At 51.3% G+C, this 12,996-nt stretch carries 13 protein-coding genes and 1 riboswitch; of the genes, 4 read left to right on the forward strand and 9 right to left on the reverse strand.

Annotated elements, in window-relative coordinates; all coding sequences use genetic code 11:
- Nucleotides 1-48: 48 nt before the first annotated feature.
- The gene (bioA, locus tag ET418_RS04400; RefSeq protein ID WP_246152938.1) at nucleotides 49-1,371 is read left to right on the forward strand and encodes an adenosylmethionine--8-amino-7-oxononanoate transaminase; all 1,323 of its coding nucleotides are present in this window, start codon (nucleotides 49-51) and stop codon (nucleotides 1,369-1,371) included.
- A gap of 56 nt (nucleotides 1,372-1,427) precedes the next feature.
- On the opposite strand, the gene ET418_RS04405 is transcribed toward bioA, so the two are convergent.
- The 8 genes from ET418_RS04405 to ET418_RS04440 all read right to left on the reverse strand — a co-directional run bounded on the left by ET418_RS04405 (nucleotide 1,428) and on the right by ET418_RS04440 (nucleotide 8,965).
- Nucleotides 1,428-1,856: a fibronectin type III domain-containing protein gene (locus ET418_RS04405; RefSeq protein WP_188055271.1), complete on the reverse strand. Its 429-nt coding sequence runs from the start codon at nucleotides 1,854-1,856 to the stop codon at nucleotides 1,428-1,430.
- 61 nt (nucleotides 1,857-1,917) lie between these two features.
- A riboswitch (cyclic di-GMP riboswitch) is annotated at nucleotides 1,918-1,993 on the reverse strand.
- Nucleotides 1,994-2,223: 230 nt separating this feature from the next.
- The gene (locus ET418_RS04410; protein WP_149306361.1) at nucleotides 2,224-2,634 is read right to left on the reverse strand and encodes a YidB family protein; all 411 of its coding nucleotides are present in this window, start codon (nucleotides 2,632-2,634) and stop codon (nucleotides 2,224-2,226) included.
- Between the two features lie 44 nt (nucleotides 2,635-2,678).
- Nucleotides 2,679-3,239, reverse strand: a complete 561-nt coding sequence (locus ET418_RS04415) for a ComEA family DNA-binding protein (protein ID WP_188055273.1) — start codon at nucleotides 3,237-3,239, stop codon at nucleotides 2,679-2,681.
- A 78-nt stretch (nucleotides 3,240-3,317) separates the two neighbouring features.
- Nucleotides 3,318-3,602, reverse strand: a complete 285-nt coding sequence (locus ET418_RS04420; RefSeq protein ID WP_149306363.1) for a hypothetical protein — start codon at nucleotides 3,600-3,602, stop codon at nucleotides 3,318-3,320.
- Nucleotides 3,603-3,747: 145 nt separating this feature from the next.
- Nucleotides 3,748-4,563 carry a mechanosensitive ion channel family protein gene (locus ET418_RS04425; protein ID WP_149306364.1) on the reverse strand — a complete coding sequence of 272 codons (816 nt, stop codon included), beginning with the start codon at nucleotides 4,561-4,563 and terminating at the stop codon, nucleotides 3,748-3,750.
- Between the two features lie 304 nt (nucleotides 4,564-4,867).
- Complete coding sequence (locus ET418_RS18520) at nucleotides 4,868-6,331, reverse strand: OmpA family protein (RefSeq protein ID WP_188055275.1); 1,464 nt, start codon at nucleotides 6,329-6,331, stop codon at nucleotides 4,868-4,870.
- A gap of 465 nt (nucleotides 6,332-6,796) precedes the next feature.
- On the reverse strand, nucleotides 6,797-7,189 hold the full coding sequence (locus ET418_RS04435; RefSeq protein ID WP_149306365.1) for a hypothetical protein: 393 nt from the start codon (nucleotides 7,187-7,189) through the stop codon (nucleotides 6,797-6,799).
- A 30-nt stretch (nucleotides 7,190-7,219) separates the two neighbouring features.
- Complete coding sequence (locus ET418_RS04440; RefSeq protein WP_149306366.1) at nucleotides 7,220-8,965, reverse strand: DUF262 domain-containing protein; 1,746 nt, start codon at nucleotides 8,963-8,965, stop codon at nucleotides 7,220-7,222.
- Between the two features lie 502 nt (nucleotides 8,966-9,467).
- On the opposite strand from ET418_RS04440, the gene ET418_RS04445 reads away from it, so the two are divergent.
- From ET418_RS04445 to ET418_RS04455, 3 genes are all read left to right on the forward strand, one after another.
- Entirely contained in the window at nucleotides 9,468-10,259 is a 792-nt protein-coding gene (locus ET418_RS04445; RefSeq protein WP_149306367.1) for a Bax inhibitor-1/YccA family protein, read from the forward strand.
- A 232-nt stretch (nucleotides 10,260-10,491) separates the two neighbouring features.
- Nucleotides 10,492-10,875, forward strand: coding sequence for a response regulator (locus ET418_RS04450; RefSeq protein WP_149306368.1), 384 nt, complete (start codon nucleotides 10,492-10,494; stop codon nucleotides 10,873-10,875).
- Nucleotides 10,876-11,716: 841 nt separating this feature from the next.
- Nucleotides 11,717-12,139: a helix-turn-helix domain-containing protein gene (locus ET418_RS04455; RefSeq protein WP_149306369.1), complete on the forward strand. Its 423-nt coding sequence runs from the start codon at nucleotides 11,717-11,719 to the stop codon at nucleotides 12,137-12,139.
- 23 nt (nucleotides 12,140-12,162) lie between these two features.
- Here ET418_RS04455 and ET418_RS04460 read toward each other — a convergent pair whose 3' ends face one another.
- The gene (locus ET418_RS04460; RefSeq protein WP_149306370.1) at nucleotides 12,163-12,912 is read right to left on the reverse strand and encodes a hypothetical protein; all 750 of its coding nucleotides are present in this window, start codon (nucleotides 12,910-12,912) and stop codon (nucleotides 12,163-12,165) included.
- Nucleotides 12,913-12,996 lie beyond the last annotated feature (84 nt).

Raw genomic sequence — 12,996 nt, forward strand, 5'->3', positions numbered from 1 at the left:
CACACGCAGTGCGAGGGGGTGTTCCCCGGATAACGACGAGATAAAGGTATGCAGATGGATGATTCCGATAATTTTGGAAAAATGACCGAGCAGGAACTTCTCGAATTCGACAGGGCGCACATCTGGCACCCCTATACGTCGGCCACCAAGGCGCTGAAATGCTATCCCGTGGCCAGGGCCGACGGGGTGTACATCGAGCTGATGGACGGGCAGCGCCTGATCGACGGCATGTCCAGCTGGTGGTCGGCCATCCACGGCTACAACCACCCGGCGCTCAATGCCGCCATGACGGCCCAGATCGGGCGCATGTCCCATGTCATGTTCGGCGGCCTGACCCACCAACCGGCCGTGGAACTGGCGCAACTGCTGATCGAGATCGTGCCGGACGGCCTTGAGCACGTGTTCTTCAGCGATTCCGGATCGGTGGCGGTGGAAGTGGCCATGAAAATGGCGCTGCAATACTGGCACTCCCGTTCGTGCGGCGCCAAGCACGCCTTCGTCACCGTGCGCCACGGGTATCACGGCGACACCTGGCACGCCATGTCCGTATCCGACCCGGACAGCGGGATGCACGCCATCTTCAACAAGAACCTGGCCAAACAGTACTTTCTGCCCGCGCCCCGCTCCGGCTTCCACGCCGCCTACGACCCGGCGGAGACCGGCGAGGTCGAGGCGTTCCTGCGCCAACACCACGAACATATCGCCGCGTTCATCCTCGAGCCGATTGTCCAGGGCGCCGGCGGCATGCGCTTCTATCACCCGGAATACCTGCGACAGGTGCGCCGGCTCTGCACCGACTACGGCATCCTGCTCATCGCCGACGAGATTGCCACCGGCTTCGGCCGGAGCGGCAGGCTCTTTGCCTGCGAACACGCCGCCATCTCGCCGGACATCATGTGCGTGGGCAAGGCCCTGACGGGCGGTTGCCTCACGTTCGCCGCCACCCTCTGCACCCAAGAGGTGGCGTACACCATCTCCGACGGCGCGCCCGGCGTGTTCATGCACGGCCCCACCTTCATGGCCAATCCCCTGGCCTGCGCCACGGCCCTGGCCAGCACCCGGCTCCTGCTGAAAGGCGATTGGCAGGGAAACGTCGCGCGTATCGAAGAGACCCTGAAAGAGAGGCTCCTGCCGCTGCAGCGGGTCGACGGGGTGGCCGACGTGCGTGTCCTGGGGGCGATCGGCGTGGTGGAGATGAGGGAGCCGGTGGACGTGGGGCGGATTCAGCAGCGCCTCGTGGCCGAGGGGGTCTGGCTGCGGCCGTTCGGGAAGCTGGTCTATACCATGCCGCCGTTCATCATCTCCCCGGATGAGTTGCGGACACTGTGCGACGGGATCGGCAAGGTCATTGCGGGGCTTGCTGGGCGCTGATCCCCCGGGACTGCGTCTCTCTACGTACCTTGACGCGGCGTCCCTCAATCGTTCCTTTATGAGCTCGCCGGGATGACGGCTTGTACTTCATTGGAATACACGCTCTCGTTCCCGGCCGAATCGTACGCCGTAACGACAAAGTAGTATGTTCCCGGAGCAAGCCCGCTGACGGCATAGCTTGACGCCATCCCGGCATTAATGGTGCTCGTATAGCTTCCGGGTGACGTCCCGTAATGCAAGTTGATTCCTGCGACAACGCCTTGTGGCGGATCCCAGGATAGCTTGACGACTCCCGTTGAGGCGGTTCCTCCTGTCGAAGTGGTTCCTCCGGTTGAAGTGGTTCCTCCGGTTGAGCCGCCAGTGGCGCTGCTTGGCGAAGAACTACCTGTCGATGCCGTCGATCCGCCGCCGCTGCCGCACCCTGCCAGGGAAATAATAACCAGTAAGGACAGGAATAAAGCGGATAAAGGCTTCATCATGCTCATGTGACCTCCTTTGATCTGTGTTGACGCAAAAAAGCCGGATCGCGGAAATATTCTGAGATATTTCGGCAATCCGGCTGTCTCGGTGAGACCCATGGATTTTCTGTCCCATCCTCGCGGATGGTTTAGCATTATCGTCTATCTTTTTTGCGTTTCAGTTTTTATTTACGATACACGGATGGAGGTTGTAACGGTGTGACATGGATCACAATTGGAACATTTTTCACGAATCCGTGCGGGTGCGGTATGCAGGGCAGGGTGCTGCCGGGGAAGAGGACAGGCTGCCCCGGCGTAATCGGTGCCTGTCCCCGGAATTCCCGGTAGCATGCAGATTTGGCTCTTTATGGCCTTTTTGCCGGATGAATCATGTTCAGGTCAATTTCCCCTTGATAAACTCCAGCCCCTGCGTCAGCAAACCACCTTCCGGAATGACGCCATCCGGGGTGAGTTTGTCGACTAAACCGGGGAGATGCCGAGCAAGCAGAGAACTCATCTCGGGACTCGATACCCCCGCCTTTTCGGCAAGCCCCTGGATCGTTTCGCTGCCAAGCGCATCATTGACTTGGTCGGCATTGAGCGGTAGATTTTCTCCCGTCCCGACCCACGATGATACGATATCGCCCAGTCCCTTATCCTTGAATGTCTGGACCAATCCGCTTAATCCGCCCGACTGGTTGCTTGACAGCATGTCCATCAGACCGTTCAAAAGCTCCGGGCTTTTTCCTTCAGTTCCACCGAACATGCCTTGCGCCTTGCTGGCAAACTCGTCCAATAGTCCCATGGTAAACTCCTTATCTGCCCTGGACCGCGCCTATGTCCTCCCGTTCACTTCTGTGACCCCTTCTTCGCTTCGCGATATCCCGCCTTGATGGCATCGGCTTCCGACATGTAGCTTCCCTGCTTCGTCGTGCCGTACCAAGGGCTGCCCGATCGGTGAAATATCTTTGAAGCGGGGTTCACCCATACCATATTCTTGTCGGCGGGAGGCTGCTGAACTGTCTTGGCGGGCTTGGGCGCCGTAGTAGCCGCCTTGGGTGTCGCGGTTTTAGGAGGTGCGGCAGAAGCGGCGCCGGCCGTTACAAGCGGCGTGAGTTTTTCGATAGACTTGGCAGAAACCCCGGCCCTGGCAAGATCGGCTGCCGAGGTATAGGGCCTTCCGGCAATGATCTTTCTCGCCGTGGCGGGGCCAATGGTGGGCAGCTTCTCCAACTCGGCCTGGGATGCGCTATTGAGATCGACTTTTTTGCCGGCGGGAAGTTTCATATCCGCCTTCGCCTTGACAGAAGCCGGGTCCTTGGGTGCAGCATTGACTCCGGTTAGTGAGAGGGCAAAAGCCAAGGTTACTGAAGCGAGGATCAACAGACCTTTGGTCAAACACTTTTCCATTGGAGACCTCCATACCGTTCGGTCAAACGGGAACCGGTGCATTCGTGCGGACTACCCGGTCCGTCCCGCTACAGGCCATTAATAGCTCTTTTTCTTGGCACCCTTGGCATCACTCTTAACATCGATGGTAGCGGCCTTCATGGTGTACGTAACCGTTACCTTGCTCCCGACCTTTAAATCGCCGGTAGTCTTTGTATCCTTATCCTTGGCGATCTCCCACTTCTCTTTTCCTTTTTGGACAACGACCGTGTCGTCCTTCACTTCGAGTACCGGGCCGGTCACCTGATAGGTCCTGGGGGCACCGGCAAAGGCGCTGGATGCTGCAAGCAAAATGATTCCGGCCAACGTTGCGATACATTTCATGTGGAGCCTCCTTGTCTGGTGGTAGATTTCTTCTTTCCCGAGCAGATCCCGAATTCCCGCAGGCGACGCCTCTCGGTCGGGAGGCGCTGCAGCCGCCTCTGCTTCCTTTTCCCCGGCCTGATTTCATTTCACGGCAGTAACCGTGTCACTGATTTTGCACCATGACCAGCTGCGTCTGCATCGGCGCCGGGAAGCCGGCGGCGGCGAGTGATTCGCGGATGGTGCGGTTGCCGTCGAAGTAGACCTGCCAGTAGTGGTTGTTATGGCAGAAGGGCCGAACCGCAAGCACCGGACCGACCAGGGTGAACTCCAGAATGTCCACTTCAACCGCCGGTGTTGACAGCACATTGGGCACCGCTGCCAGCTTCTCGCGTAAAAGCAGCATAGCCGCGACATGATCGGCACTTCCCGCAAGCTGGCATTTCAGCTCTACCCTCCGGTAATCATTTGCCGAGTAGTTTTGGATGTTATCGCCGAAAATCTTGCCGTTGCCGATCATCGTCTTGACGTTATCCGGTGTGTTGACCGTGGTTACAAACAACCCAATCTCCGTGATGGTGCCGGTTATCCCGGCGGCGGTTATAAAATCGCCCACCTTGAAGGGATGCAACACAACGATGAAGATGCCTGCGGCCAGGTTTGACAGAAGCCCTCCCCAGGCTGCACCGATGGCGATACCGATGCCCGCCACCAGGGCGGCGAACGTGGTGGTCTGGAATCCGCAATAACCGAGGATGGCCACGACCAAAACGATGTTCAGCGTAACGGCGACGAAATTGCCGAGATAACGCATCAGGGTCGGATCAACCTTCTGTTTTTCCAACACCCGCTGCATCATCTTCCCGACAAATCCGATCAGCCAGCGTCCCACGACCCAAAACAGGATGACGGCGACCACTTTGGTTCCCATCTCGGTGATGTAGGTTACCGCAAGCTGCTGATACTGGTCGATGTTTTGCATAATCCACTCCTTGACGCGGTAATACGGCACACACCAGACTGCGAGGACAGGGGCACAACTACGACAAACCGATACATTAACAGTTACTATATCAGAGTCTCTCGTGCCCACAAGGCTCGCAACAAAAAAAGACTTCACGGCCGCGTTGAGCATGATTTTGAAAAATACAGGGACAGGTCCCTGCATTTCCCGTAGATGACGGGCACGATCATAATCACGGAGGAACTGCGGGGGGTATCACACGGACGCCCTCCCGGAAAGGGTTCCAGGAGGGCGCCGGTGTGTCGACTACAGCGTTAGGATGCTACTTGGCGTTGCAGGTGAAGTTGGATTCGATACGGCGGTTCTGCTCTTTCCCCGCCTTGGTCTTGTTGCTGGCAATGGGTTTCGTCGGACCGTAACCAACAGCCTTGATCCGCTCGGGAGCGATCCCGAACTTTTCGATGAGGTAGTTACGAACGCTTTCGGCACGCCGCTGGGAGAGCTTCATGTTAGCCGCCTTGCTGCCAACATTGTCGGTGTGTCCTTCGATGGCTCCGGTAGCCTGAGGGAATTCGGCCAGGAAATCACCGAGTTTTTTCAGTTCATCGTGGTACTGGGGTTTGATCGCAGACTTGTTTGTATCAAAATGGATATTGATAACCGTGGGGCTGCACAACTTGGGAGCAGGTGCCGGCGGTGCCGGCATAACTACCTCGAGGTTCGCTGCGCTCTTTGCCGTACCGCCGGCGCCACTGCACGTAAGGGTATACGTGGCATTTTCGGCAGGCGTGACCGCCATGGACCCCTGTGGCTGAACCGCGCCGATTTCCGGTTGTATCTCGCAGTTGGTGGCATTCGTCGAACTCCACATCAACGTCGCGGACTGCCCTTTGGTAATGGAACTCGGGGCAACCGTCAGATTGCCGGACGGGACCGGAGGCGCCGGAGTAGTTACCGAAAGGTTCGCCGCGCTTTTTGCCGAACCGCCGGCACCATCGCACGTCAGGGTATAGTTGGTCGTGTCGGCGGGTGTGACCGCCATGGAACCCTGCGGCTGAACCGCACCGATTCCCGGTTGTATTTCGCAGTTAGTGGCGTTCGCCGAGCTCCACGTCAAGGTCGCGGACTGCCCCTTGGTAATGGAACTCGGAGTAACCGTCAGCTGGTTGGAAGGAGCGGGAGGTACGGGAACAGGTTCTGCGGCCGGAACAGCGGCAACAGGGGCAGGAGCTGTTTTGCCGCCGAAGAGGAAGGTAAACCCTGCGGTATATTCCCAGTTAAACTTGGGACTCTTAGGGTCCTCCAGGATAAACAATTGACGGGCATCGCCCCGCAAGGCAATCGAGTCGGTCACGAAGTACTTGAGTCCCAAGCCTGCATTGGCGGTTGCGTCGGTGGTTCTGTCGCTGATTTTAAGGCCATCTTTACCGTGACCATAGGTGATTCCGCCACCACCCACGGCAATATACGGCACCAGAGGACCGTCCGGCATGAAGTTATAGAGGATGTCCAGGCGGTAGGACAAGGCGTTAATGCTCCGTTCACTCCGCGTACCGTCGGTCGCCAGAAAATCGCCCACCGCTTCCACGCCCCAGTTTTTTGTCAGGTCGTAGCCTAAGCGTAACCCATAAACAGGGGAAGTTTCCAAGTGCTGGACACCATCAAAGGTATAACCGCCGACAAATGGAGAAACGGAAAATGCCCCTTGCCGCTCTCCGGCAAGAGCGCCGGTTGCAAATGCCATACAGGCGAATGCCATTGTTACCATGGTTGTTATCTTTTTCATCGAGTTCCTCCTTTTTTTGACGTGTGTTACAACGCCAGTTCATGTCTAGTGTACCTCAGGTTTTCCGCTCGGCAAGCTCCGTGGTGAAGCGGGCTGTCGCCAAGCAAGTCAATTGTATCGGACAATGCCGGGCTGTCAATAGCCCCCCACTCCCGTTATCACACGAAATAAGGCCCCCGGAACGCCTCCGGGAGCTTCATTATGTAGCATTGTGGTTATGTCGGCTGGGGGAAATACAGGGACACCATACCTGTTTAAAGACTTCATGCTTTAATTGGTATGGTGTCCCTCAATTTCCCGGTTTGAAGACAAACAAAGGGTCCGAGCATATTCGAGGGATTATCCTGCAATCTATCAAGGGGCGACGAGGAAAAACGGGGCGTCCATGCATAAAAACAGTTAGCTTCTAGTTTCATTTAGCTTGCATAGTTAAACTCATAAGCTTGTTGCTACCACTTAACGAAGTTATTTACTACTTGAAATATCCACCCGATAAGCATCGGTTCCACGTACACTTTTATCGGTCAACTTAATAAGATTACTAATTAGTATATCGCCATCAAGAGAATTTTCCACAGCAAATGCACGGCACTCCTCAGCAACTCTTTTTATCCAGCCATTCACCTCTTTACCAAACTCATAGTACTCACGTAATCCTTTAAAATGATTTGAGACCCCTTTTGCTCGCTTTATATCTAAGCGAGTTGTTGTGGGTATTGGCTTGCCGGCTGCTATATGTTTAGCAGCGAAGGTGTAGCTTTCAGATCCGTTTAATGAAACGGCACTAGCATTTACCTTTTTATTGTGCTCGTTGGCAAAATCAAACCATCTGGATTTTTTTGTAAAGATGTCCGTCATGATCATATTCTCCCATTATTGTGTCGCGATTTATTCTCCTACGCCTTTGTTATCTGTTGAAAACACATATTGCAGCCTAGCCCTAAGTAATTTGTGTCGTTCAAACAAGAATTCCTCAAATCGTTCAATATGCCAAAGAGATTGATCAGCTGGAATGAAGTGGCGCTTCAAATATTCCTGGCTTCGTGTAGCAAGCCATTCATTTAGCGGACGATCTTTCTTGCCCGAGTTCTCATCGCTGATAACAAGTGCCAGGTTTCCAAAGTTGTCACGCAATTCCTTCACGTGATCCGCCACATTTTTTTTGAACGCTTCTCGCGGGAAGAGATGGTCAATAGAATGGTTGATAGTTCCCCAGTTTCTTTCATCGTACAGTAACGATAGAGCGAGAAAACATGTATCTTTGCCATAAGTGGTCCGCAACACGTTATCCACGGCATTGTCAGAAGATGCCGCAGTCCGACCTGCTTCTGACACCGCCTTATTGAGTTCTGCTATTGGGAATTCACCACTCGGCCTGCGATAAATTTGAAGGACTTCCCGTAATTTATGAAGCATTGAATCTGATGAACCACCAAGGACGTGATTTAACAAAGCAGAAATGAGCCAAACACGTACCCGTTTTGCATTAAGTACCTCCGCAGCCGACTCTCCACGTAGTCTCAGGTTTGGGTGCTGGTGCAGATAATACGCAACCGGAATGAGTGCATTAACGCTTGTCAGAGTATCTTCGTCGATTCCAAATGCATTCGCCGCATCCACAGCGCGCATTATTGCCTGTCGCACCTCATCCCACCAGCTCCTGATAATTGTGCATGTTCCCTTTGTAAAGCTGGAAACGCGGTAAGCGACCGGCTGATCAAGAAGAACCAAGCAGGATTTCATGACAAAATCTTTGTTTAATCTGTTTTTACGTGTAAGTTTGTTATTTAGCTCATCAACAAACTCATTAATGACCTCGCGAGCATTTTCTGAGCCCCAATGTAGTGTCAAAGTAGACAGGAGTAAATCAGACTTGCTTAATTTTGTCCCTCCCGAGTTTGCACGAACAAATATCTCTAAAATTCGTTCGTGGTCAGGATCGGTTTCAGCGTGGTATGAAATTGCATCGTCAACCCAAATGCTCTCGTAAAAGTGCGTCAGATTATGTTCAACTACGCTCGCTTCCTGTGAAGTTAATTTTCGTACATCCCTAATACTCTTTATCTGACGATCAATAAGATCTTGCAGACCAGAATCGATCCCAACATTTAGGATACGGCCGGCTTCGAACCAATAGCTGTTTTGATTGATTAGGGTTGGAGTATAGTCGAAAAATCCAAAGTGATAGGAAGTCTCACCCTCGGCATCAGGAAATCTTCCGTCATGCAGCAAATCTAAAAACATTTTTTTTGCTACAGATGTTCTCGCACCTTTTCCACTCTTTGTTTTTCTGCCAAGATAGGTTCCTTGCAATCCGACCAATAGAGCCGTCAATCTTTGCTGCCCGTCCAAAACAAATGTAATGTCGCGTCTTCCATGTATGCGAGCCAACGCAGCCCGGTTACGGGATTCGTTTACACTATGCAGAAATTCGTATGCTTCAACATCATCGCGTGATTCCATCGGAACTTGCCAAAACAAAAAAGAGCTGATGGGATAGCGACGCATTAGAGAATCGAACAATGCACATATCTGGACTTCCGTCCATACGAATTCTCGCTGTAAAGCCGGGAGGAAATATGTAGTGTTGATACGTGGAAGAATATCTGCAATAGTTTCAGACTGGTAACTCATTACCCCTCCAATTTGCAGCGTAAGTCATCTCGCCAAGAGTCCGTATATTTTCATCATTCATCGACTGCAATTTTTTGGGAATTCCAGGGGCAGTATAAAAGCGTCGGTCACATACAGCCCCCAGCATCCCCTCGTCCTCATAAAGCCCAGCATATAAACCGCGCCCCATCTTACCCTCACAAACACAAATTTCAACAACAAAATCAGTATGTTAATTTTATTAACACTCACCCCCAAATGTTAAAAAAATTACCACAAAACCGCTAATCCCCTACCTCCCCAAAATCACACGAAAAAGGCCCCCGGAACGCCTCCGGGAGCCTTATTGTGTAGCATTGTGGGGATATACCGGGGACCTACCGCACTTGAGCGGTTCCCCGGCACGGCACTCGGTTCATTATGCCCCGGAATAATCCGGCACGTGCACGCATAGATTGATTTTTTGCGCGCTCGTGATTACAGTAGAAGGTAAAGCAATCTACAGACAAAAGGAGTACCTGATATGCCTTTCCCATCATCACCACGCAGCACGTCATTTCCCCGTCCCGTAGCCACGGCGCAGAGCACCACCATGGGCGCGGTCTACGGCTGGATGGCCGCCGGCCTCTGCCTCACGGCCCTCGTATCCATGGCGGTCGTCAGTTCCCCGGCGTTGTTCAACGCACTCTACACCAACAGGATGGTTTTTTTCGGGCTGATCATTGCCGAGTTCGGCTTGGTCTTTGCCATCGCCGGTTTTGCCGTCCGCATGGGCACCGCCACGGCGGCCCCCCTCTTCCTGCTCTACTCGGCGCTCAACGGGGTGACGCTCTCGGGGATCTTCCTGGTCTACACCGGCCAGTCCATCGCTTCCGCCTTCCTGAGCACCGCCGGCACCTTCGGCGCCATGAGCGTGTACGGATTCGTCACCAAGCGTGACCTGACCTCCTTGGGGTCGTTCTGCTTCATGGGGCTGATCGGCGTCGTCATCGCCTCCGTGGTGAACATCTTCCTCCACTCCACCATGCTCCAGTTCATGGTCAGCGGCATCGGCCTGATCGTTTTCATCGGCCTTACCGCCTACGACACGCAAAAGCTCAAGGGAGTCAGAGGCGGCGCGGCGGTAGCCGGAGCGCTCGCCCTGTACCTCGATTTCATCAACATCGTATGGACAAAGTTTACATCTAATGTTGGTAAATTGGTAATTATGACTATTTTTATGTTACTTATAGAAATGGCAAAGAAGTTTAGGTGTATTTTTTTAGCCCACGATTTACATACTTTCATGTTGAATAAATATTGTACTGTAATATAGCAGGATGTATATTCCGAATAAATCCGACCACCATTCCGCTGGCAATCCGACCACCATTCCGCTGGCAATCCGACCAGCGTTCCTAACCGAAGACTACTAACAGAGTGTAGTCGCAAGGTAACTCCGTAGTGGTATGGTGACCTCATTTTCCCTGAGAAGGCCAACAATGCCGCAACTACGAGTTAACAAGCGATAAATTCGAGAGACATTTAGTCTTGAAGGTGATTTCAAAATGACGCTTAGTGATAAAGTAAAAGGAATGTGTGTTTTATTGGTTGACGACAGTGAAGAGATCAGAAACCTCGTAAATGACATGCTATTTTTTTATGGTTTCAATGTGTTGGTGGCGGAAGGCCCCGAAGAAGCTCAGCGTATAAGCGAGGGGAAGAAATTCGATCTATTATTCACAGATGTTGAAATGCCTGTTATGAATGGAGTAGAACTCTTTAATCTGATATCGCCCGAACGTCCCGAAATGGAAGTGCTGTACATGTCAGGTAATATTGATGGTGTCGCCAAAAATTACCAAGAGGCAATTTTATCAAGCAATTTTATAGAAAAGCCTTTCGAATGTGATGATTTAGATAAGAAATTGCACGAGATGTTTTTACATTGACCTCGCAGAACTTCATACATCTTGGCTGATTACCTCACATATTGGCTCTGGCGTCGTCATCAACGCGACGGCGATTAGCCTTAACATTAATTTATAACTAGCTGTAGTTACAAGAGTATTTTTGCTTATCGTGCATTAAATTTCGTTTTCTGTGGTGACCCCAGTTTCATCATGTATTGAATCACAGCACGCAATTGATCGTTGGAGAGCCCTTCGGCCACGGCCAAAAGAACCTTCTTCTCATAGCTCAACTGACAAAGGTGTTCCTCCCGTGATCCGAACAACAATGTCTTCTCGTCCAATCCGAGTGCTGCGACCAGTAACGGATTTTTAGTTTTTACAAATCAAACAAGAGTGTATTTATTAAACATTTAGTTTATAAAAATCACAATAATTTAAATGTCTTATTTAGGTTCAGCAGGAGATGATGAATATAGATTAGAGACAGCTGAGGAGAGAATCACGTTGTAAGTACCATTTTGAATTTATTCACGGCGCTTTGTCGTCTTTCATGAGCCGCAACGTTATTTTGTAACGCTTCTTGTTTAGCATCAATATTGTTAAAAAATCATATATTATCTGCGTCGATTCTTTTTCCATGCCATAAGCAGAAGGTTAATAATGACCCATGAGGCTAAAGCGCGTAAACAGATCGACCAAAGCTACTGCCGGCTTGACAAAATTCCGCTTGACACGCTTTCTGCCCAAAATTCCGTCAAACTGACCATCTACACTATAACTCAATAATTTACACAAGCCCCTTACATAGGTTATAAACAAAACCTGTGGATAACGTGTACCCCTCACGAGCCCCATCATCAGGGAACAATAGAGGAATGATATGGGTGGAAGGCACGCCATTTATAAATCACTGACTTTGCAGAAGGCTGGAATCGCGCTATGCGGCAAACTGTTTCGCCTGGAAATATCAGCATCTGCCGATCCGGCCGAAGTGAAATGCAAAGCTTGTCTGAGACGGATGGAGACTGGCCTCCCGGTTCCGCCCAAAAGGAGTTACCTGCCTAAAGAAACGACTCCTTTGGACCGTTATATTGGCGACAGGATCCGGATGTGTCGCACCGGGCTTCGGATGAGCCAGACTGAATTCGGGAGAAAGGTCGGCATATCGCAAACCTGGGTATCTCAGTTGGAACTTGGCAGGATGTCTGTCGATATTTTGAAGCTGATTACCTATGCCGATGCGTTAGGGAAAAAGGTCGATGATTTCTTACCGCCGCGGCGAAAGGGTAAGATGGTCTTCTGATGGCAACCAATTAAGTAGAGTCGTTAGTCGCCCACTGAAACAATAGGTGGTTGGCTAGAAGGATGCCACTCTTTGCCGAATACTTTGCCGATTTGCCAGTAAAGCCGCTCCCTGGAATAACGATCTAAAGCCCTTGCACCAGTGATCATTCCTGAGAAGAATACTGGAAAGCCTGGCTCATTAGTACAGTCTTGGTAGTGGCCTTTTTCGCTAATAAAAATTGTTTTTCTCTGATTTAAATAAATCTGTGACGCAAGAGCGTTAATGACCACAACTGCTGCTGGTTGCGCTAATTGCAGCAACGTATTGAATACATCAAATTGCCTTTGACCAAAAGCATTGAGCTTCACATTATCTGTAGATACCAATATCTGCTTTTTCGTTTTTTCTTGCTGAGTCTCACGGTAGGCAAACAAATCAAAGTGTTCCCATTGAAGATTTAACACTCTTGCAAGCGTTCGATGCGGCTCGAAAAACGAATAATTATCCCGCGCCAGGACTTCGAGATTTTGTGCCAACTCAATGTCGAAATCCAGTGGGCTCGGCCAGCTAAAGAACGTTTTATTGTCAAAATTGGGTCCTGTTATTTTTCGCTGTAAACTCCCCATTCCCTTAGCAGAAAACGAGGGGTTCAAACCCACAAACACAAGAGCTCCCTTTTTGGGTTCCATGTATTGCATCGGCAAAAAGGCGCCACTGTTTGGTTCGAAGGAATTATCCCAGATTTCCATGAGTTCTGCATTGATTTGGTCAATGGTTTGCGTAGTAGCCACATCATTTCTCCATATTTTTGGTTACTTATCCGTTTAGCTTCTCCTCTAAAACACCTAGATATCATGCAGAATTACATTAAATAG

This window comes from Oryzomonas rubra, assembly GCF_008369015.1.
Classification (GTDB): Bacteria; Desulfobacterota; Desulfuromonadia; order Geobacterales; family Pseudopelobacteraceae; genus Oryzomonas; species Oryzomonas japonica.

What these genes read in the sequence shown, in the direction of transcription:
- ET418_RS04455 (WP_149306369.1), top strand. Translation starts at nt 11,717, where the DNA reads ATGGGTGGAAGGCACGCCATTTATAAATCACTGACTTTGCAGAAGGCT.
- ET418_RS04415 (WP_188055273.1), bottom strand. Translation starts at nt 3,239, where the DNA reads ATGGAAAAGTGTTTGACCAAAGGTCTGTTGATCCTCGCTTCAGTAACC.
- ET418_RS04405 (WP_188055271.1), bottom strand. Translation starts at nt 1,856, where the DNA reads ATGAGCATGATGAAGCCTTTATCCGCTTTATTCCTGTCCTTACTGGTT.
- ET418_RS04425 (WP_149306364.1), bottom strand. Translation starts at nt 4,563, where the DNA reads ATGCAAAACATCGACCAGTATCAGCAGCTTGCGGTAACCTACATCACC.
- ET418_RS04440 (WP_149306366.1), bottom strand. Translation starts at nt 8,965, where the DNA reads ATGAGTTACCAGTCTGAAACTATTGCAGATATTCTTCCACGTATCAAC.
- ET418_RS04420 (WP_149306363.1), bottom strand. Translation starts at nt 3,602, where the DNA reads ATGAAATGTATCGCAACGTTGGCCGGAATCATTTTGCTTGCAGCATCC.
- ET418_RS04410 (WP_149306361.1), bottom strand. Translation starts at nt 2,634, where the DNA reads ATGGGACTATTGGACGAGTTTGCCAGCAAGGCGCAAGGCATGTTCGGT.
- ET418_RS04445 (WP_149306367.1), top strand. Translation starts at nt 9,468, where the DNA reads ATGCCTTTCCCATCATCACCACGCAGCACGTCATTTCCCCGTCCCGTA.
- ET418_RS04450 (WP_149306368.1), top strand. Translation starts at nt 10,492, where the DNA reads ATGACGCTTAGTGATAAAGTAAAAGGAATGTGTGTTTTATTGGTTGAC.
- ET418_RS04435 (WP_149306365.1), bottom strand. Translation starts at nt 7,189, where the DNA reads ATGACGGACATCTTTACAAAAAAATCCAGATGGTTTGATTTTGCCAAC.
- ET418_RS18520 (WP_188055275.1), bottom strand. Translation starts at nt 6,331, where the DNA reads ATGAAAAAGATAACAACCATGGTAACAATGGCATTCGCCTGTATGGCA.
- bioA (WP_246152938.1), top strand. Translation starts at nt 49, where the DNA reads ATGCAGATGGATGATTCCGATAATTTTGGAAAAATGACCGAGCAGGAA.